Here is a 17,584-nt window from a genome sequence, read left to right as displayed (position 1 = left end):
CCGCACCAGACTCGTCGCGAAGTCTTCACTCCTCGGAGAAAGACAGAGTTTCTCGTCGATAAGCCTGGTGCACCGCGGCAAGACGGTGTGCGGGCCAGATGTCGTCGCGCTCGTTCAGGGTCAATTCGCCGTTGCGGCGCATGAGCCAGATGACGTCCATGCCGGACAACATCGCGTCTCCGGTGATTCGGTCCAGCAGGCCGGAAACCAACCGGGCCATGTCGTCCTGCTGCTCGGTGATCTTGTCGTGTTTGTAGACGCTGAACCCCACTGCCACCGTCGGGGTGATTCCGAAATCGGTGACGATCGGAGCCCAGGCCGCGGGCCGGCGCTCGTAGACGCGCACCCAGGTGCGAAGCGGGGTAGTCGCTCCATCCCGGAAGACCTGCTCAGGCGTGACCGACGCGTCGAAGAGCCCCAACGGGATACCGACGTCGAGTAGTTCGCGCGCGACCTGCTCCGGCGACAGAGAGGTCGCCAGTTCGAGATCGTAGGAGATGGCCATCCGAGTCCTTGTGTGGTGAATTACGGGTAGAGATGGAGTATATTGCCTTGTTTGTCGATCGCGATGGCCTCCTTGAGGCCGCCTATCGGCCAGTCGTGCAGTTGGGCACGCATCGCGTTGAGGTCCACCGGGCTGTCAGCCAGGTTGAGGACGATCCGATCCGTCTGCTCCTTTGCGACCTTCTTCGACATTTCGTCGGCGATGTTGCGCGCGCGGCCGGTTGACGGTGCGTAGTTGTCGAACACCTTGCCGTCGATGAGGTAGTCGGGATTTCTTCCGTTCGGCAAGGTCGGCGGGTTCTGCTCCACGTCATAGCCCGCGCGGGAAAGAGTGGTCGCCGATTCGTTCTCGCGCTGGAGCGAGCGGGCAGTTTCCGGGTCAGCCGCCTTGGGAATGCTCGTCGGGTGGCCACCGGGCGTGGCGTTGGGGTCCGGAACTCGCGACGGTTCGGTGTGCCCGCTGATCTCGTCACTGATCTTGCCGGCGTCGACCCCTTCCACTTCCGGGTTCGGCGTGCCGCTCATCGCCGCCTGCATCGCAGGCACCACGCCTTGGGTGATCGCGACCGCCCCACCCGCGGCGACGAGGATGGTCTCCGCGGTGGCGACGACTTCGGCGATGGGGATCGCCAGTGTCGCGCCGGCTTCGACGCCGAAGAAGTCGAGCGCTTCGATCACCCCCACGATAAGCACGTCCAGCCCGCCGTCGGTGAGGATGCTGCCGATCGCCAGGACCAGACCGACGATGCTCAGATCGTCGATGATCGACTTGATCTTCTCCTTGATCTTGTCCTGGGTGTCGTTGTTCCAGATCCGGAAGTCGACGAGGCTGTTCGCGACGTCGTCCAGCGTCTGCGGCAACCCGGTCAGGATCGAGTTCTGCCCGGCAGCTCGCTGCCAGAACTGCTCCAGTTCGTCGAGGTCGTCGGAAGTGTTGTTTCCGACCAGCCCTTGCAGCTTCGAGTGCAGGTCGTTGACGAGTCCGCGAACAGCAGCCGCCGCGTCGCGACACGCCTGGGCGGCGCCGTCGATCCGGCCGGTGTCCGCGGTCGGGATGTACTTCTCGAGGAAGTCCGGCATCCACCACGGGGAATCGCCGGTCAAGGTCACGAAGTCGGTGTTGCCGGGCCACGCGTTGGGCACGACCGGCGTCCACGGCGGTGTTCCGCCGGGCTTGCCGGGAACACTGCTCTGATCGGCGTTCGCGTGGTTGAAGGCGGAGACGTCGATGCCCTTGCCGATAGCGCCGAGCAGGTCGAATGCCGTGCGGAAGCCCTCGTTGAGAATGCAGTCCAGAGCGCCGGCCCAGCCATCCTGGTACTTGTGAGCGCCATTGCTCGCGCCGGCCGCTCCACCGGCCTGGTCGAGGCGGTTCAGCAGGTCCTGCCGGATGCGGTCGAGGCTGTTCTGCGCGTCGGCGAACTGCTGTGCGACGAGATGGAAGTCCGAGAGCTCGACCTTCACGGGATTGGTCGGGCCGCCGTCCGGCCCGCGTTCCAGCGCGACCACGCTTCAGTCCCGCCAAATCCGGACATTTGTGTCGACTGCGGCGGCGTGGTTGTTGTGCGCATGGCCTCGTGGAACGAGTCGTGCCCCGCCCCCGTCCAAGAAGCGGTCAGGTCGGTGACGATTTTGTCCAGCGCGTCGAGACTCGCGTTCGTGGCGTCGATGTGGGCACCGATATCGTCCGACAATGTCCGCAAAACGGAAAAATCGACCGTCAACCGAGCCATTCAACCCCTCCGTAAGCAATCGCCTACAGTCCCACTTCGGAGGGTAGCCGAAACTAGCCGGCCGTCGGCTTGGGGATGTCGAAGTAGCTGGAGAACCGGACCGCCGGGGCGTACTCGCCCTTCACCTTCACCCGGCCCGTCACGAACATCGCTGCCACCGCCGCGTTGCCCGTTGCCATCTTGATGAAGTCGTCCACCGACAGGGTGATCGTGGTGTCCGGGGTTCGGGACAGGTCGGTCGAAGAAACGCACAACCCGTCCTCGATCACCGTCTGGAAACGGTCGTACCCGTCTTCACCTGCGCCGTCGGAAAAGCGCCAGGAAACCACAAAATCCACGTGGCGTGCGCGCTCTGGTAAGAAATGCTCGGACATTCGGCGGAATATCTCGTCCAGGAACACCGAACGCAGCTCCGGGTGGTCCGCGATGGCCTTCAGCTGGTCGCGTGAACAGCGGCGGACCACGTCCACCAGGACGTCTGTCGACAGGGAGCTCAGCTCGATGCCCGCTCCGGCCAAGCCCAGCATGTGCAGGGTTTCCAGCACCTGGATGAACTGCTCGGCCGTCAGGTTGGCGAGGACCAGCTTGTCCGCGAACGCGTTGACCGCATGGCCGCCACGAACACTGCGGGGCCGGGAAAGGCGCCACTTCGCTTTTCGGGGCACGGCGACGAACTATACGGGGTGGGGGAGGTCGAAGTATCCGATCAGACCCGCCGCGAAGGCCAAATCGCCCTTGACCTTGATTCTTCCCGTGACGAACAACACCGCCGGCGTCGACTGGTGGGTGATCAGCCGGAAGAAGTCCGCGGGGGCGATCGTGATCGTGACCCTCGGCGACGAGCGCATGTCGCGGCTCACCGTGCACGAACCGTGCGAAATCGCCGTCTCGTAGCGGTCGTAGCCGCCTTCGCCGGCGCCTCCGGAGAGCCGCCAGTGGACCACCGCGTGCAGGTCGCGGGCGCGGTCGGGCCGGATGTGCGCGCCCATGCGGGCGAAGATCTCGTCCAGCACGCGCTCCCGGAGCGGCCGGTCCGCGACGACGCTCTCGAGCTGCGCGCGTGATGCCGAGGACACCAGGGATGCGAAACGGGCCGGTTCGACCTTGCTCAGGTCGAACGCCGGGGCGCGCTCCGCCAGCCGCAGGAGCGCCTTCAGCACTCTTCGGAAGTCGTCCTTGCCGAGGTCGCGGGGGTTGACCGCGTCGGCGAGGGCGTTGACGTCGAGGGCGTGCGCTTCGGGACCCACGGGGTCGAGCCGCTCCAGGGCGTCCAGCAGCGCCGCCCCACGGAGCCCCGCGACCTGATCTGCGCTGGTCATCCCGGCGTTGTCGGCCATGGTCACTCCCTCTCAAGTTACTCACACGTAGGCTACCCGCCAGTAGGTAGGCGGGCAAGCGTGCCGAAATCACCCTCCCGGGGCAACGCCCGGTACCGTCTCCGGGCAGCAACAGGGAGGTCCAGCGTGTCAGAGGATGATCAGCGTCCGCCCGAACGGGCTCGGCGGCTTCCACGCGCCGTGCGCGAGCGGCAGATCCTGGACGCGGCCGTCCAGGTCTTCTCCCGTCACGGCTACCACGCGGCCTCGATGGACGAGATCTCCGACGTCGCGGGCGTCTCGAAGCCGATGATCTACACCTACCTCGGGTCGAAGGAAGATCTCTTCGGCGCGTGCATCCGCCGCGAGGCGACCCGCCTGCTCGAGGCCATCCAGGCCGGCGTGAAGCCCGACCTGCCGCCGGACATGCAGCTCTGGCACGGCCTGCGGTCCTTCTACCGCTTCGTCGCGGAGTACCGCGAGTCGTGGACGGTCCTGCACCGCCAGGCGCTGACGGTCGGCGGCGCGTTCGCCGCGGAGATCACCGACATGCGGGCGCGCGCGATCCAGCTGGTCGCGGCGCTCGTCGTGTCCGCGGGCACCCGCAAGGGCGTCGGCGAGCAGGCCGAGTTCTCGGGCGAAGGGCTGTCCGCGGCGCTGGTCGGGGCGGCCGAGTCGCTGGCCGACTGGGCCCTCGACCACCCCGACATCTCCGACGGCGTCCTGGCGTCCTGGCTGATGAACCTCGTCTGGCTCGGCTTCAACGACCTCATCGAGGGCGAGGTCTGGAAGCCCTCAGAGTGACGGCCGCGGCGCTCGTTATCTCGACCTGTGCGTTGGTGTTCACGATCGTCTCGTTCTGGTGGCTCCACGCGCGCACGGGCCGGCTGCGGTCTTTCGACCCGCACACTTTCTCCGCGGTCAAAACTGCTGCCGACGAGCGGGTGTGTCTTCCACTGGTACTGGTGAACACAGGCCCGCGGCCACTCGTCGTGCAGGACCTGCGCCTGGTGGTTCTCGACGAACCGAAAATCGGGCCGCTGCCCTGGGCTCGGACTCGAGATGGGCTTGAAGGCCACGCGGCTGAGCTTCCTGCGGCCTTCCCGATTCTCGGCTGGAGCGCGAAACAGATCTTCGCCGAGTTCGAGCCGACCCCGCAGACTCCGGACAGCCACGATTACGCCGTCCGCGTGGACGTCAAGACAGGTCATCGGGCTAAGTGGCGCCCGTTGGTCGCCTTCACCCTCCACGCGTCGGCGATCGTTCATCCGAACCAGTTCATCGCCTACTCCAACAGACCACCCTCAGAGTGAGGTGATCGTGCCTTCCAGGTGCGGCTTCGCCTTGCTCCACAGCTCGAACGCCCAGCCCTCCGGCGTGGCCCACGACGTGAAGCCCGCCTTCGCCGGCAGCAGCACCGGCTGCTTGAAGCGGACGTCGATCGTGAACGCCGAGGGCAGCCTGCCTTCGAACGCGGCCAAGGCGTGAGCCTTCGTCCACATCCCGTGGGCGATCGCGCGGGGGAAGCCGAACAGGCGCGCCGTCAGCGGGTGCAGGTGGATCGGGTTGCGGTCGCCCGACACCTCCGCGTAGCGCCGGCCGATGTCTCCTGGGATGCGCCAGATCGCGTCCGGGGTCGGTGGGGCCAGCTGGTCGCGGCGCGAGGAAGAAGAGCCACCCCCGCGACGCAGGTACGTGCTCACGTCGATCCACACCAGGTCGTCGCCGGCCCAAGCTTCGCTGACGACGTCGAACTGACGGCCCTTCTCGTGCGGGCGCAGGTTCTCCGCGCGCACCCGGATCGTCAGTGGCTCGCCCAGGCGCAACGCGCGGTGCTGGGTAATGCGGTTCGCCACGTGCACCATGCCGAGCAGCGGGAACGGGAAGCCCGACTCGGTCATCAGCGCCATCTGCAGCGGGAACGCCAGCATGTGCGGGTACGTCGCCGGCAGCTCGTCGCTCAGCCGGAAGCCGCACACCGTGTTGTACGCCGCCAGGTGCGCCGGGTCGACGACGACGCCCGTGCGGACCAGCTCCGTGTCGGGCAGCGAAGAGCCCGTTTTGCGAAAGCCGAGCAGTGCCTTCGGGTACAGCGTCGCCAGGCTCGGCGTGCTGTCGAGTTCGCGGATCACCACGTCAGGCCCCCAGCAGGGCCTGGCCGCAGACGCGGACCACGTTGCCGTTCACCGCGGCCGACGCCGGGTTCGCGTACCAGGCGATCGTCTCGGCGACGTCGACCGGCAGGCCGCCCTGGCCGAGACTCGACAGCCGCCGGCCGGCCTCGCGGATGAACAGCGGGACCGCCGCCGTCATCTTCGTCTCGATGAACCCCGGCGCGACGGCGTTGATCGTGCCGCCGTACGCCGCGAGCTGCGGTGCGCCGACGTTCACCATGCCGATCACGCCCGCCTTGGACGTCGCGTAGTTCGCCTGGCCGACGTTGCCGGCGATGCCCGCGATCGACGAGACGCCGATGATGCGGCCGTTCTCCCGCAGGATCTTGTCGCCGAGCAGCTTGTCGTTCACGGCGAGCTGGGACGCCAGGTTCACCGCGATCACCGAGTCCCACGCGCTCTCGCTCATGTTGCCCAGCGTCTTGTCGCGCGTGATGCCCGCGTTGTGCACGACGACGTCGACGCCGCCGTGACGCTCCTTCAGGTACTCCGCGAGCTTCGCGGGCGCGCTCGGCGAAGTGATGTCGAGCTGCAGCGACGACCCGCCGATCTTGTTCGCCACCTTGGACAGGTCGGCGCCCTGGGCGGGGATGTCGAGCGCGACGACGTGCGCGCCGTCGCGGGCCAGCACCTCGGCGATCGCCGCGCCGATGCCGCGGGATGCGCCGGTGACCAGCGCGACCTTGCCGTCGAGGGGCTTCTCCCAGTTCGACGGCGCGACGGCCGTCTTGCCCTCGGCGCCGATCCGGATGACCTGGGCGTCGACGAACGCGGACTTCGCGGAGAGCAGGAAACGCAGCGTCGACTCCGTCGCCTCTTCGGCGCCTTCGGCGACGTACACGAGCTGAGCCGTCGCGCCGCGCTTCAGCTCCTTGCCGACGGAGCGCACGAAGCCCTCGAGAGCGCGCTGAGCGATCCGCTCGCGGCCCTCGACCTGCTCCGGCGGCGTGCCCAGGACGACGACGCGGCCGGACGGCCCGACGCTGCGGATCACCGGGTGGAAGAAGTCGTAGACCGCGCGCAGCTGACCGGGCTCGGTGACGCCGGTGGCGTCGAAGACGAGCGCCGCGTGCCGGTCACCCGAAGTGGTGACGACGTCGATGCCGGCGTCGGCCAGCTGGTCACGAAGGGTTTTTTCGAGCCGTCCACCGGGCGCGGCACCCAGGAGTGCGGGACCCTCTAGAGCGGGTTGCCCGGGCTTGTACCGGCGCAGCGTGGCGGGGTTGGGCAGGCCGAGCTTCGGCACCACGAACTTCCCCAACGGGGTTTTCGTGAACTGCTGGTACCTGTCCGCCATCGAATGCCTCCCGTGCAGTCTGCGTCACGTCGCAGTCTAACCTACTTGTGAGTAGGTTACAGTGTGAGAGAGCCGACCAGAGAGGTGACGTTCATGCCGCCGAAACCGCGACATTCAAAAGAGGCACCTGCCGTTCGCAAGGTCGCGATCATCGGGGGCAACCGGATCCCCTTCGCGCGGTCCAACGGCCCGTACGCGAAGGCGTCGAACCAGGACATGTTCACCGCCGCGCTCGACGGTCTGGTCAGCCGCTTCTCGTTGCAGGGCGAGGTGATCGGCGAGGTCGCGGCCGGCGCCGTGCTCAAGCACTCGAAGGACTTCAACCTGGCCCGCGAGAGCGTGCTCGGCAGCAAGCTCTCGCCCGCGACACCCGCGTCCGACGTCCAGATGGCGTGCGGCACCGGCCTGCAGGCCATCGTCAACGTCGCGAACAAGATCGCGCTCGGCCAGATCGACTCGGCCATCGCCGGCGGCGTCGACACCACGAGCGACGCGCCGCTGGCCGTCAACGAGGACCTGCGGCAGATCCTCATCCAGCTCAACAGCGCCAAGACGCTCGGCGACCGGCTGAAGCTCGTCGCGAAGATCCGCCCGGGCCACATCGTCCCGGCGATCCCGCGCAACGAGGAGCCGCGCACCGGCCTCTCGATGGGCGAGCACGCGGCGCTCACCGCGAAGATCTGGGAGATCACGCGCGAGGCGCAGGACGAGCTGGCCGCGGCCAGCCACCAGCACCTCGCCGCCGCCTACGACCGCGGGTTCTTCGACGACCTCGTGACGCCGTTCCTCAAGCTCGCGCGCGACCAGAACCTGCGCGCCGACTCGACCGCGGAGAAGCTCGCCAAGCTCAAGCCGGCCTTCGGCGGCCCCGGCGGCACGATGACCGCGGGCAACTCGACGCCGCTGACCGACGGCGCGTCGACCGTCCTGCTCGCCACCGACGAGTGGGCGAAGGCGCACAAGCTGCCGGTGCTGGCGTACCTGACGTTCTCGCAGACCGCCGCCGTCGACTACGTCCACGGCGAGGAGGGCCTGCTGATGGCGCCCGCGTACGCCGTGCCACGGATGCTCGCGCGCGCCGGGCTTTCGCTGCAGGACTTCGACTTCTACGAGATCCACGAGGCGTTCGCGTCGCAGGTGCTGGCCACGCTCAAGGCGTGGGAGGACCCGGCGTTCGCCAAGGAGAAGCTGGAGCTGGACGCGCCGCTCGGGGCGATCGACCGGGCGAAGCTCAACGTCAACGGCTCGTCGCTGGCGGCCGGGCACCCGTTCGCCGCGACCGGCGGCCGGATCGTCGCGACGCTGGCGAAGCTGCTGCACGAGAAGGGATCCGGCCGCGGCCTGATCTCGATCTGCGCGGCCGGCGGCCAGGGCGTCACCGCGATCCTGGAGAAGTAGCGGACACGCAAAAGGGCCGCCCCTCGCGAGGGGCGGCCCTTTTCGCGCATCAGTTCGGGAGCGCCTTCTGGGCCCGCTTCGCGAGCTTGTTCGCGCGCTTCTCGGCCTTGCGGCTCAGCTTCCCGGCGGCAGCGCCGACGTCCTTCGCGGCGTGACGCGCGCGCCAGGCCGCCGACGGCTTCCCGTGCGTGTCGCCGACCGCGAGCAGCAGGCCGCCGGCCACGCTCGCGTTCTTGAAGAACTGGATCTTCTGCTTCTGCCGCTCGCCCGGGTCCTTGATGGTCCAGAAGCTGTGCGCGGCGAGCGTCGTCGGCACCAGGCTGCCGAGCAGCAACCCGGCCGCGAGCCGCGGCGCCTTGCCGGACGCGAGCGCGAGGCCGGCGCCGATCTTCACGGCGGCGTCGATGCGGACGAGCGTCACCGGATCGCGCGGAACCTGCTCCGGCACGACGTCGCCGACCTTCTCGAACGCGCTGTTGAGGAAGGGTTCCGCCGCCTTGGCGTGCCCTTCGGCCTGCCTCAGCGCATTGATTCCGCCCGTCACGAAGATCGTGGCGAGCAGGGGACGAGCCACTCGACGGAGTATCACGGTCATTGCCTTCCTCGTACGGGCCGCTGCCTGGTCGAACCTACCGCTTGGGTGCCCGCTCGTCCCGTCGTCGAATCCTCATCGGGATTTCTGCGCGAATATCACCGGGTTGCTAGAGAGCACTAGAAAGCTTTAGCGCTTGACCTTGACGCGGCGTCAACTTCTATCGTCGAAGGCATGGAGTGGTCGATCCAGGACATCGCCCGCTCGGCCGGGACCACGAGCCGGACGCTGCGCCACTACGGCGCGGTCGGCCTGCTCGAGCCCAGCCGCGTCGGCAGCAACGGCTACCGCTACTACGACGAGCAGGCGCTCGTCCGGCTGCAGCGGATCCTGCTGCTGCGCGAGCTCGGCCTCGGGCTCGAGGCCATCGCGGAGGTCCTGGACGGGCAACGCGACCGCGTCGCGGCGCTCGAGACCCACCTGGAGCTGCTCGAACAGGAGCGGCGGCGGATCGGACGGCAGATCGATTCGGTCCGGACCACGCTACGGAAACTGAAGGGAGGTGAACGGCTGATGGCAGAAGAAGTCTTCGACGGCTTCGACCACACGCAGTACGAGAAGGAGGTCACCGAGCGCTGGGGCGCTGACGCGTACCGCCGCGGCGACCAGTGGTGGAGCTCGTTGTCCGCGGAGGAGAAGAAGGCCCACCAGCAGGAGCAGCTGGACATCAGCGCGGCGTTCGGCGCGGCCCACGCGTCCGGGCAAGCGGTGGACTCCGACGACGTCCAGGCGATCACGCGGCGGCAGCACGCGTGGCTCGAGCCGGCGGTGTCGTCGGTGTCCGCGGGGTACTTCGCGGGCTTGGGCCGGCTGTACGTCGACGACCCGCGTTACGGGTTCGAAGGCCCGGGCGCGGAATTCGTCCGCGACGCGATGAAGATCTACGCGGAACGGAACCTGGCCGACTAGCGCGACGTCGTAGTGCGCGCTGGGGGTAGGGACGAGCAGGGCTGCAGACCTGTTCGTCTCTATGTACGGCCATCCGGCGGAACCTCGGCGACACGCCTAGCCGTCTATGGCGGAATATCGGGCTCGCGCTAGATACGTCGATAACTTGGCAGAGTGGACCCCATCCGCAACCCCTTCGCACCGGGCGCCGGGCAACGGCCGCCCGAGCTGGCCGGGCGCGAGCGTGAGCTCAAGGCGTTCGAAGTGGTGCTCGAACGGGTCGCGCGGGGGAGACCCGAACGCAGTCTCGTCCTGACCGGGCTGCGCGGGGTCGGCAAGACCGTGCTCCTCGGGGAGCTGCGCGCGATGGCCGTGCGGCACAAGTGGGGCGCCGGGAAGATCGAGGCGCGGCCGGACGCCGAGCTGCGGCGGCCGTTGTCCGCCGCGCTGCACCGGGCCATCCGGGACCTCGCCGTGCGGCACCGCGCGCCGGACCGGGTCGAAGAGGTGCTCGGCGTGCTGAAAGCGTTTGCGCTTCGGGCCAACAAAGCCGACGCGAAGCTGCGCGACCGCTGGCAGCCGGGCATCGACGTGCCCGCCGCGCAGGGGCGCGCGGACTCCGGGGACATCGAGATCGACCTCGTCGAGCTGTTCACCGACGTCGCCGAGCTGGCTGCGGACGTGGGGACCGGCGTCGCGGTGTTCATCGACGAGATCCAGGACCTCCAGCCCGACGACGTCTCCGCGTTGTGCGCGGCCTGCCACGAGCTGTCGCAGTCCGGGGCGCCGCTGGTCGTCGTCGGCGCCGGGCTGCCGCACGTGCCCGCGGTGCTCTCGGCGTCCAAGTCGTACTCCGAGCGGCTCTTCCGCTACGCGCGCATCGACCGGCTCGAGCGCGAGGACGCCGACTTCGCCGTGATGGCGCCGATCGAGCGCGAGGACGCCGGCATCGAGCCGGAAGCCCTCGACGCGCTCTTCGACGCCTCCGGCGGCTACCCGTACTTCATCCAGGCCTACGGCAAGGCGGCCTGGGACGCGGCGCCGTCCGACCCGATCACGGTCAAGGACGTCCAGGTCGCGGCACCCGAGGCGGAGTCGGAGCTGGCGGTCGGCTTCTTCGGCTCGCGCTACGAACGCGCGACACCCGCCGAGCGGGAGTACCTGCAGGCGATGGCCGAGCTGACCCAGGGGCGCGACGAGCCGGCCGGCACCGCCGACGTCGCCGTGTTCCTCGGGCGCAAGCCGTCCTCGCTGTCGCCGGCTCGCGACAGCCTCATGAAGAAGGGCCTCGTCTACTCCGCCGAGCGGGGCCAGATCGCCTTCACCGTGCCGCACTTCGGCCACTACCTGCTCGGCCGCGACTGACTCTCACGGTCGCTAGCCGAATATCGGAAAATCTCTAGATCCTCTTAGAAACCCCTACGCGGGTTGCTTCATCGTGACCGCCGACACCCGGATTCATCCGGCTGTACGCCTCATTCGCCGATGAATCATCGGCGAGTGCCGCACGTCACCGGACATTCGTTGGAATCTTTGTGAAAAAAGGTGCATACTAGAGGCACAAGCCACCAAGACCCTCCGAAGGGGATGCAGAAACCGATGAACAACATCGCCGCCAAGCTCCGTGCTCGTCGCGCCGAGGCTCGCACTCGCCGGTCGCTGAACCGTGCGATCGACACCGCCGCCACCGCGACGGTCCGTCAGGAACTCATCGCGATCGCGCAGGCTCGCTCGGGCTACATGCGCTGACCCCTCTTCACCCCTTGGCGGTCGCCCATTCGAGTGACCTATGCCACAAAGGGCTGAAGATGTAACGCCGCCCCAAGGGGCGTCGATACCCCCTACGACCCCGTGATGCTGGCGGACCCCCGACCTGGCAGCATCGCGGGGTTTCCCATGTCCGGGGTCCGGAAATCCATTTGCCCGCGCCGGCTCCCGCAGTATTCTTTGACTTCGTCAACGAGTTGGTTGAGGTGGTCAATGAACAACGCTCAGACGTCCGACCGGGTGGCCGCGGTCCGCGCTTTCAACCGGCTCTACACCGGGGTCATCGGCGTGCTCGACGAAGGACCGGCGGACGCCGAGTACTCGCTGCCGGAAGCCCGCGTGCTCTTCGAGCTCGCCCACCAGGACCCGCTGCCGGTGACCGACCTGCGCAAGCGCCTCGACCTCGACGCCGGCTACGCCAGCAGGCTGCTCGCCCGCCTCGAGTCCCGCGGGCTGATCTCGCGCGAACGCTCCGATGAGGACGCCCGCCGTCAGCTGGTCCGTCCGACGGCGGCGGGCCGCGACGCGTACGACCTCCTCAACCGCCGGTCCACCGAGCAGATCGGCGGGCTGCTGCGCCGCTTCGCCGACGAAGACCAGCAGCGTCTGCTGGCCGCGATGCGCACGATCGGCGACCTGGTCGGCGAGCGTCGGCGCGACCCGGTGCTCGTGCTGCGTCCGCCACGACCGGGTGACCTCGGATGGGTGGTGGAACGGCACGGCGCGCTCTACGGCCGGGAGTACGGCTTCACCGACCGGTTCGAGGGCCTGGTCGCCCGCATCGTCGCCGACTTCGTCGAGACCCGCGACGACCCGGGGCAGGCGTTCTGGATCGCCGAGCTCGACGGCGAGCGCGTCGGCGGCATCGCGTGCACCCGCGGGCCGGACGCGGAGACCGCGAAGCTGCGACTGCTGCTGCTCGAACCGTCGGCCCGCGGTCACGGCGTCGGCAAGCGGCTGGTCAGCGAGTGCGTTTCCTTCGCGAAGGCGCACGGCTACCGCGGGATGGAGCTGTCGACGGTCTCGATCCTGACCGCGGCGCGCGCGATCTACCGCGCGGCCGGGTTCGAACTGGCCGGCGAAGCGGATTTCGACGACTGGGGCCCGAAGCTGACCGACGAGACCTGGCGCCTGGAGTTCTAGCGCGGCGTGCGGCCGAGCAGGTAGAACTCCGGGTTCGGGCGCAACGCGGTCAGGTGCGCGAGCCGGTTCGACATCGCGAACAACGCCGTGATCGCGCCGACGTCCCAGATCTCGTCGTCGGTGAGGCCGGCGTCGCGCGCGGCTTCGATGTCACCTTCGCCGAACAGCGCGGAGTCCTGGGCGAGAGCGAGCGCGAGGTCGACGATCGCGCGGCCGCGTTCGTCCAGCTCCACCTGCCACGGGTTGCTCGACACGCGGTCGGCCAGCTCGGGGTCCTTGGCGCGGATGCGCAGGATGGCCCCGTGCGCGACGACGCAGTAGGTGCAGTGGTTGGCCCCGGACGTCGCGACGACGACCAGCTCGCGTTCCGCTTTGGACAAGCCGCCGGAGCGTTCCATGAGGGCGTCGTGGTAGTCGAGGAACGCGCGCAGCTCGGCGGGCCGGTGGCCGAGCGCGCGGAAGATGTTCGGGGTGAACCCGGACTTCTCCGCGATCACGCCGACGCGCTCGTGGAGGTCGTCGGGCAGGTCTTCGAGTTCCACCACCGGAAACCGGCTCACGTCGCTCATTCCTTCACGCTAGCCGTGTCGATTCCGTGGCGCCTCGTTCGTCTAAGGGCCATTCTCAGCGAAGACGAAGGAGCCGACATGCCGACATTCGCCGCGTTCATGGTGTTCCCGCCGGAGCCGGCCGAGCCGGACCCGGACCTGGTCGCGAGCGGGATCGACCGGTACCTGGCCTGGCAGGAGGAGCTGCGGGCCGCCGGGCGGCTGGTGACCGCGGCCGGGCTGGCGCCGGACTCGAAGGTGGTGCACGCGAGCACTGTCCTGAACGGGCCGTTCACGGAGTCGAGCGAGGTGATCGCCGGTTACATCGTCGTTCGAGCCGAGAGCCTCGATGAAGCGGCGAAGCTGTTTCTCAAGCACCCGATCGCCGAGGACGGGATCGGCCGGTTCGTGCTGCACGAGATCGCGCTGACCGACCAGGACACCCGCGAAGCCCACCTGCGATGACGACGGCCGGGGTGGTCGAGCGGCTGTTCCGGCACAGCACGGCACCGATCCTCGCCACCCTGACCCGGGCGCTCGGACCGGACCGGCTGGACCTGGCGGAAGACTGCCTGGCCGACGCGCTGGAACTCGCGTTGCGCACCTGGCCGGTCTCCGGCGTACCGGCCAACCCCCGCGGCTGGCTCTTCCGCGTCGCCCGCAACCGGGCGCTCGACGCCGTGCGCCGCGAGAAGACGTTGCGCGCGAAGCTTCCCCTGCTGACCGGGGACGTACCGGAGGCCGACGACGGCGAACTGGCGTTGATGTTCCGGTGCTGCCACCCCTCGCTGCCGCGCGCCTCCCAAGTCGCGTTGACGCTGAAGATCGTAGGCGGACTCGGCGTCCGGGAGATCGCTCCGGCGTTGCTGGCGAAGGAATCCGCGGTCGCGCAACGTCTTGTGCGCGCGAAGAAGTGGTTCCGTGAGTCCGGCGAAGCGGTCGAAGTGCCGGAGCCGCTGGAGGCACGCTTGGACGGCGTGCTCGACGTGCTCTACCTGCTGTTCAACGAGGGCTACCAGGCCACGACCGGCGAGCTGGTGGTGCGCCGCGAGCTGTGCGCCGAGGCGATCCGGCTGACCCGGCTGCTGACCGCCGACGCGCGGACCGACCTGCCGCGCGTCGGCGCGCTGCTCGCGCTGCAGCTGCTGCAGGCCAGCCGGCTGCCGGCGCGCGACGAGCTGCTGCCGATCGGCGAACAGGACCGGAGCCGGTGGGACGCCGCACTCGTGCGGGAAGGGGCGCAGGTCTTCGAGCGGTCCTGCGCGGGGCCCGCACTGTCGGCGTTCCACGTCGAAGCGGCCATCGCGTTGTGCCACACCGCGCCGGTGCCGGATCGGCGGCGGATCCTGGCGCTCTACGACGATCTGCTGCTCGTGCGGCCGTCCGTGGTCGTGCGGCTCAACCGGGCGATCGCGCTCGCCGAGGTCGACGGGCCCCGGGCCGGGATCGCCCACCCGGCGGCAAGCAGCCCCCGCCCTCCCTGGGGGGCGTGCCCTTGTCCAGCGTATCGGCGGCCGCCCACGAAAACCGGGACTTGCGGAGCTGGGCGGGCTGGTTGTCCACATTCGGCCGGGGCTGTGGACAACCGCGACACCGTTTCTTTCCTGCCCCGAACGTCAGTCGTGGTTGGCTGGTCCCGTGACGGACTACGTCGACTGGTACTGCGAACGCGTCGGGCCCGGGCTCTGGGGTGAGCCGCTCAACAGTCTCAGCAACCTGGCTTTCCTCATGGCCGCCGTGCTGGTGTGGCGACTGGCCGCGGGGGACCGCGTCGGGCGGCTGCTGGCCGTGCTCATCGGGCTGGTTTTCGCCGGTAGCACGGTTTTCCACCTGCTCGCGACGCGCTGGGCCGGGGTCGCGGACTCGGTCAGCATCCTCGCGTTCGTGCTGGTGTACGCCGTGTTGTTCGCGCGCGTCTTCTACGGCTGGCGCTGGGCCTGGCTCGCCGCGCCCGCGTTTCTCGCGCTCACCGTCGTGACCGCGTTGCTGGGCGGTGGGCTGTACCTTTCCGCGCTGATCGGGCTCGGGATCTTCGCCGCGTTGCTGGCCTTCGAACGCGACGCCTACTGGACGCACTTCGCCGTCGCGGGCGCGGTCTTCGCGCTCTCGTTGAGCTTGCGCACGCTCGACCGGGACGTGTGCGACTACGTCCCGGCCGGCACGCACTTCCTCTGGCACCTGCTCAACGGGCTGGTGCTCTACCTCGTCTCGCGGACGATGATCGCCCGTCTCCGTCCTTAGTGGACACCGATGGGGCGCAGGTCCTTGTCGTTCTCGTCGGCGTGGTAGTCCTCGGCGTTGGTGTCGTCGGTGCCGTTGAACACCTTCATCTGGCGCGCGATCACCGTGACGATCGCCGCGACCACCAGGTTGGCGATCAGGGCGACGAAGCCGACGTAGATCTGGACCTGGGAGCCCGCGAACGGGTGCCAGCCGAAGATCGACATGTTGCCCATGGCCAGCGCCGAACCGCCGAAGTGCTGCTTGCCGTTGGCCGGGTTGGGGATGCCGTACAGCATGATCAGGCCCCAGCCGATGCCGACGACCCAGCCCGCGATCAGGCCCCAGCGGTGGAACCAGCGCGTGTACAGCGCGAGTGCCACGGCCGGCAGCGTCTGGAGGATCAGCACGCCGCCGATGAGCTGGAGGTCGATCGAGAACTGCGGGTCGATCAGGATGATCACGGCCACCGCGCCGAGCTTCACGACCAGCGAAGCCAGCTTCGCCTGCTTCGCTTCTTCCTGCGGTGTCGCGTTCTTGCGGATGTACTCCTTGTAGATGTTGCGGGTCCACAGGTTGGCCGCGGCGATCGACATGATCGCGGCCGGTACCAGCGCGCCGATGCCGATCGCGGCGAACGCGATGCCGGCGAACCACGACGAGAACTGGCTGTCGAACAGCACCGGGACGATCGTGTTGCCGTCGGCCTTTCCAGTCGCCGCGTTCGTCAGCGGCTTGATGCCCGCCGTGATCGCCACGTACCCGAGCAGCGCCAGCAGGCCCAGCACCAGCGAGTACGCCGGCAGCGCGACCATGTTCCGCTTGATGACGCTGCGCCCGCGCGAGGCCAGCACGCTGGTCAGCGAGTGCGGGTAGAGGAACAGCGCCAGTGCCGAACCCAGCGCCAGCGTCGCGTACTGCAGCTGGTTGTTGGCGGTCAGCAGGATCGACCCGGCCGGCTTGCCGGTGGCCGGGCTCGGCGTGCCGAGCTTCTTCGCCGCCGTGTCGAAGATGTGCGACCAGCCGCCGAGCTTCGAGGGCAGGTAGATGATCGCCACGAGGATGACGATGTAGATCAGGATGTCCTTGACGAACGCGATCAGCGCCGGCGCCCGCAGGCCGGACTGGTACGTGTAGAACGCCAGGATCACGAAGGCGACCAGCAGCGGCAGGTGCCCGACGATGCCGGAGCCGTTGATGCCCATCGTCCGCAGGACGGCTTCGAGGCCGACCAGCTGCAGCGCGATGTACGGCATGGTCGCGACGATGCCGGTGATCGCCACCAGCAGCGCGAGGATCGGGGAGCCGAAGCGCCCGCGCACGAAGTCGGCCGGGGTGACGTAGCCGCGGACCCGCGAGACCGACCACATCCGCAACGCCGGGAGCAGCACGATCGGGTAGACGACGATCGTGTACGGCAGCGCGTACAGGCCGAGCGCGCCGGCGCTGAACACCAGCGCGGGCACCGCGACGAACGTGTAGGCCGTGTAGAGGTCGCCGCCGAGCAGGAACCACGTGATCCACGAGCCGAACTTGCGGCCGCCGAGGCCCCATTCGTCCAGGTGGTCCAGCGTGCTCCCGCGCTGCCAGCGCGAGGCCATGAACCCGAGGACGGTGACCAGCGCGAACAAGATCGTGAAGATGATCAGCTCGGGCCACTGCAGGTTGCTCATCGAGCGTCCCCCTCGTCCAGGTCGTCAACGCTCAGCTTGTCCGGCGCGCCACCGGTCTTCTTCTCCCGCGTCATCATGTAGACGATCCAGGTGCTGAGCACCCCGACCGCGACGAAGAGGAACTGGAACCAGTAGAAGAACGGCATCCCGAACAGCCGCGGACCGTCCATGTTGAACAGTGGCGTGACCAGGACCAGCAGCGGGACGATCAGGAGCAGGTTCCACGGACTGAACCGCAGCCCGCGCACCTTTCCGTCGTGCTTTTCAGTCGACATCGACCTCACCTAACACTCCCGTAACCGACCGCCTGACCTTAGAACTTCGGTGACGG

The 17,584-nt window shown here is 68.5% G+C and carries 21 protein-coding genes; 10 read left to right on the top strand and 11 right to left on the bottom strand.

The genetic code is table 11. From position 1 onward, the window contains the following. Positions 1 to 25: 25 nt before the first annotated feature. The 5 genes from ACZ7PG_RS18570 to ACZ7PG_RS18550 are packed head-to-tail and all read right to left on the bottom strand — an operon-like array spanning position 26 to position 3,574. Entirely contained in the window at positions 26 to 505 is a 480-nt protein-coding gene (locus ACZ7PG_RS18570) for a SitI3 family protein (RefSeq protein WP_470240253.1), read from the bottom strand. A 20-nt stretch (positions 506 to 525) separates the two neighbouring features. After that, positions 526 to 2,013 carry a CdiA C-terminal domain-containing protein gene (locus ACZ7PG_RS18565; protein WP_470240252.1) on the bottom strand — a complete coding sequence of 496 codons (1,488 nt, stop codon included), beginning with the start codon at positions 2,011 to 2,013 and terminating at the stop codon, positions 526 to 528. Then, complete coding sequence (locus ACZ7PG_RS18560) at positions 1,965 to 2,237, bottom strand: WXG100 family type VII secretion target (protein ID WP_470240251.1); 273 nt, start codon at positions 2,235 to 2,237, stop codon at positions 1,965 to 1,967. Before ACZ7PG_RS18560 ends, ACZ7PG_RS18565 begins: the two co-directional genes overlap by 49 nt. Positions 2,238 to 2,290: 53 nt before the next feature. Next, positions 2,291 to 2,902 carry an SCP2 sterol-binding domain-containing protein gene (locus tag ACZ7PG_RS18555; protein WP_470240250.1) on the bottom strand — a complete coding sequence of 204 codons (612 nt, stop codon included), beginning with the start codon at positions 2,900 to 2,902 and terminating at the stop codon, positions 2,291 to 2,293. 9 nt (positions 2,903 to 2,911) lie between these two features. Beyond that, positions 2,912 to 3,574 (bottom strand): SCP2 sterol-binding domain-containing protein, encoded by a 663-nt coding sequence (locus tag ACZ7PG_RS18550; protein ID WP_470240249.1) that lies wholly within the window; start codon positions 3,572 to 3,574, stop codon positions 2,912 to 2,914. Positions 3,575 to 3,700: 126 nt separating this feature from the next. Between ACZ7PG_RS18550 and ACZ7PG_RS18545 the strand changes: the two genes are divergently transcribed. Beyond that, a complete protein-coding gene (locus ACZ7PG_RS18545) occupies positions 3,701 to 4,357 on the top strand; it encodes a TetR/AcrR family transcriptional regulator (RefSeq protein ID WP_285477575.1) in 657 nt (218 codons plus the stop codon). Continuing rightward, positions 4,354 to 4,866, top strand: a complete 513-nt coding sequence (locus ACZ7PG_RS18540) for a hypothetical protein (RefSeq protein WP_470240248.1) — start codon at positions 4,354 to 4,356, stop codon at positions 4,864 to 4,866. The genes ACZ7PG_RS18545 and ACZ7PG_RS18540 overlap by 4 nt, the downstream gene beginning before the upstream one ends. Here ACZ7PG_RS18540 and ACZ7PG_RS18535 read toward each other — a convergent pair. Both ACZ7PG_RS18535 and ACZ7PG_RS18530 read right to left on the bottom strand, forming a co-directional pair. Next, positions 4,858 to 5,688 carry a MaoC family dehydratase gene (locus ACZ7PG_RS18535; RefSeq protein ID WP_470240247.1) on the bottom strand — a complete coding sequence of 277 codons (831 nt, stop codon included), beginning with the start codon at positions 5,686 to 5,688 and terminating at the stop codon, positions 4,858 to 4,860. The two genes, ACZ7PG_RS18540 and ACZ7PG_RS18535, sit on opposite strands and share 9 nt — an antisense overlap. A 1-nt stretch (position 5,689) precedes the next feature. After that, positions 5,690 to 7,024 (bottom strand): 3-oxoacyl-ACP reductase, encoded by a 1,335-nt coding sequence (locus ACZ7PG_RS18530; protein WP_470240246.1) that lies wholly within the window; start codon positions 7,022 to 7,024, stop codon positions 5,690 to 5,692. A 93-nt stretch (positions 7,025 to 7,117) separates the two neighbouring features. On the opposite strand from ACZ7PG_RS18530, the gene ACZ7PG_RS18525 reads away from it, so the two are divergent. Then, a complete protein-coding gene (locus ACZ7PG_RS18525) occupies positions 7,118 to 8,422 on the top strand; it encodes an acetyl-CoA C-acetyltransferase (RefSeq protein WP_470240245.1) in 1,305 nt (434 codons plus the stop codon). Positions 8,423 to 8,471: 49 nt separating this feature from the next. Here ACZ7PG_RS18525 and ACZ7PG_RS18520 read toward each other — a convergent pair whose 3' ends face one another. Further along, on the bottom strand, positions 8,472 to 9,017 hold the full coding sequence (locus ACZ7PG_RS18520) for a DoxX family protein (RefSeq protein ID WP_470240244.1): 546 nt from the start codon (positions 9,015 to 9,017) through the stop codon (positions 8,472 to 8,474). 171 nt (positions 9,018 to 9,188) lie between these two features. Here ACZ7PG_RS18520 and ACZ7PG_RS18515 point away from each other — a divergent pair, with 171 nt between their 5' ends. The 4 genes from ACZ7PG_RS18515 to ACZ7PG_RS18500 all read left to right on the top strand — a co-directional run bounded on the left by ACZ7PG_RS18515 (position 9,189) and on the right by ACZ7PG_RS18500 (position 12,812). After that, positions 9,189 to 9,923, top strand: a complete 735-nt coding sequence (locus ACZ7PG_RS18515) for a MerR family transcriptional regulator (protein WP_470240243.1) — start codon at positions 9,189 to 9,191, stop codon at positions 9,921 to 9,923. Positions 9,924 to 10,076: 153 nt separating this feature from the next. Further along, complete coding sequence (locus tag ACZ7PG_RS18510) at positions 10,077 to 11,267, top strand: AAA family ATPase (RefSeq protein ID WP_470240242.1); 1,191 nt, start codon at positions 10,077 to 10,079, stop codon at positions 11,265 to 11,267. Positions 11,268 to 11,501: 234 nt separating this feature from the next. Next, entirely contained in the window at positions 11,502 to 11,651 is a 150-nt protein-coding gene (locus tag ACZ7PG_RS18505) for a hypothetical protein (RefSeq protein ID WP_196425803.1), read from the top strand. Between the two features lie 231 nt (positions 11,652 to 11,882). After that, positions 11,883 to 12,812, top strand: coding sequence for a bifunctional helix-turn-helix transcriptional regulator/GNAT family N-acetyltransferase (locus ACZ7PG_RS18500; RefSeq protein WP_470240241.1), 930 nt, complete (start codon positions 11,883 to 11,885; stop codon positions 12,810 to 12,812). On the opposite strand, the gene ACZ7PG_RS18495 is transcribed toward ACZ7PG_RS18500, so the two are convergent. Next, positions 12,809 to 13,381, bottom strand: a complete 573-nt coding sequence (locus ACZ7PG_RS18495; RefSeq protein WP_470240240.1) for a peroxidase-related enzyme — start codon at positions 13,379 to 13,381, stop codon at positions 12,809 to 12,811. The genes ACZ7PG_RS18500 and ACZ7PG_RS18495 overlap by 4 nt on opposite strands. Positions 13,382 to 13,459: 78 nt before the next feature. Between ACZ7PG_RS18495 and ACZ7PG_RS18490 the strand changes: the two genes are divergently transcribed. From ACZ7PG_RS18490 to ACZ7PG_RS18480, 3 genes are read left to right on the top strand one after another with little or no spacing between them, the layout of a single operon-like run. Beyond that, positions 13,460 to 13,825, top strand: a complete 366-nt coding sequence (locus tag ACZ7PG_RS18490; RefSeq protein ID WP_470240239.1) for a YciI family protein — start codon at positions 13,460 to 13,462, stop codon at positions 13,823 to 13,825. Next, entirely contained in the window at positions 13,822 to 15,054 is a 1,233-nt protein-coding gene (locus ACZ7PG_RS18485) for an RNA polymerase sigma factor (protein ID WP_470240238.1), read from the top strand. Before ACZ7PG_RS18490 ends, ACZ7PG_RS18485 begins: the two co-directional genes overlap by 4 nt. Further along, on the top strand, positions 14,999 to 15,601 hold the full coding sequence (locus tag ACZ7PG_RS18480) for a hypothetical protein (RefSeq protein WP_470240237.1): 603 nt from the start codon (positions 14,999 to 15,001) through the stop codon (positions 15,599 to 15,601). Before ACZ7PG_RS18485 ends, ACZ7PG_RS18480 begins: the two co-directional genes overlap by 56 nt. Here ACZ7PG_RS18480 and mctP read toward each other — a convergent pair. Together mctP and ACZ7PG_RS18470 are read right to left on the bottom strand one after the other, a co-directional pair. Continuing rightward, complete coding sequence (gene mctP, locus ACZ7PG_RS18475; protein WP_470240236.1) at positions 15,598 to 17,253, bottom strand: monocarboxylate uptake permease MctP; 1,656 nt, start codon at positions 17,251 to 17,253, stop codon at positions 15,598 to 15,600. The genes ACZ7PG_RS18480 and mctP overlap by 4 nt on opposite strands. Beyond that, entirely contained in the window at positions 17,250 to 17,528 is a 279-nt protein-coding gene (locus ACZ7PG_RS18470) for a DUF3311 domain-containing protein (protein WP_470240235.1), read from the bottom strand. The genes mctP and ACZ7PG_RS18470 overlap by 4 nt, the downstream gene beginning before the upstream one ends. Positions 17,529 to 17,584: the final 56 nt, after the last annotated feature.

The sequence above is a fragment of the Amycolatopsis sp. NPDC114504 genome (genome assembly GCF_055633595.1).
Note: the sequence above shows the minus strand (reverse complement) of the source record. Positions and strands in the feature narration are given on the sequence as shown.

Bases quoted from the DNA above. Each gene is read 5' to 3' on its own strand.
- ACZ7PG_RS18515 (WP_470240243.1), top strand. From the start codon at position 9,189: ATGGAGTGGTCGATCCAGGACATCGCCCGCTCGGCCGGGACCACGAGC.
- ACZ7PG_RS18495 (WP_470240240.1), bottom strand. From the start codon at position 13,381: ATGAGCGACGTGAGCCGGTTTCCGGTGGTGGAACTCGAAGACCTGCCC.
- ACZ7PG_RS18525 (WP_470240245.1), top strand. From the start codon at position 7,118: ATGCCGCCGAAACCGCGACATTCAAAAGAGGCACCTGCCGTTCGCAAG.
- ACZ7PG_RS18485 (WP_470240238.1), top strand. From the start codon at position 13,822: ATGACGACGGCCGGGGTGGTCGAGCGGCTGTTCCGGCACAGCACGGCA.
- ACZ7PG_RS18500 (WP_470240241.1), top strand. From the start codon at position 11,883: ATGAACAACGCTCAGACGTCCGACCGGGTGGCCGCGGTCCGCGCTTTC.
- ACZ7PG_RS18550 (WP_470240249.1), bottom strand. From the start codon at position 3,574: ATGGCCGACAACGCCGGGATGACCAGCGCAGATCAGGTCGCGGGGCTC.
- ACZ7PG_RS18530 (WP_470240246.1), bottom strand. From the start codon at position 7,024: ATGGCGGACAGGTACCAGCAGTTCACGAAAACCCCGTTGGGGAAGTTC.
- ACZ7PG_RS18505 (WP_196425803.1), top strand. From the start codon at position 11,502: ATGAACAACATCGCCGCCAAGCTCCGTGCTCGTCGCGCCGAGGCTCGC.
- ACZ7PG_RS18520 (WP_470240244.1), bottom strand. From the start codon at position 9,017: ATGACCGTGATACTCCGTCGAGTGGCTCGTCCCCTGCTCGCCACGATC.
- ACZ7PG_RS18560 (WP_470240251.1), bottom strand. From the start codon at position 2,237: ATGGCTCGGTTGACGGTCGATTTTTCCGTTTTGCGGACATTGTCGGAC.
- ACZ7PG_RS18570 (WP_470240253.1), bottom strand. From the start codon at position 505: ATGGCCATCTCCTACGATCTCGAACTGGCGACCTCTCTGTCGCCGGAG.
- mctP (WP_470240236.1), bottom strand. From the start codon at position 17,253: ATGAGCAACCTGCAGTGGCCCGAGCTGATCATCTTCACGATCTTGTTC.
- ACZ7PG_RS18470 (WP_470240235.1), bottom strand. From the start codon at position 17,528: ATGTCGACTGAAAAGCACGACGGAAAGGTGCGCGGGCTGCGGTTCAGT.
- ACZ7PG_RS18490 (WP_470240239.1), top strand. From the start codon at position 13,460: ATGCCGACATTCGCCGCGTTCATGGTGTTCCCGCCGGAGCCGGCCGAG.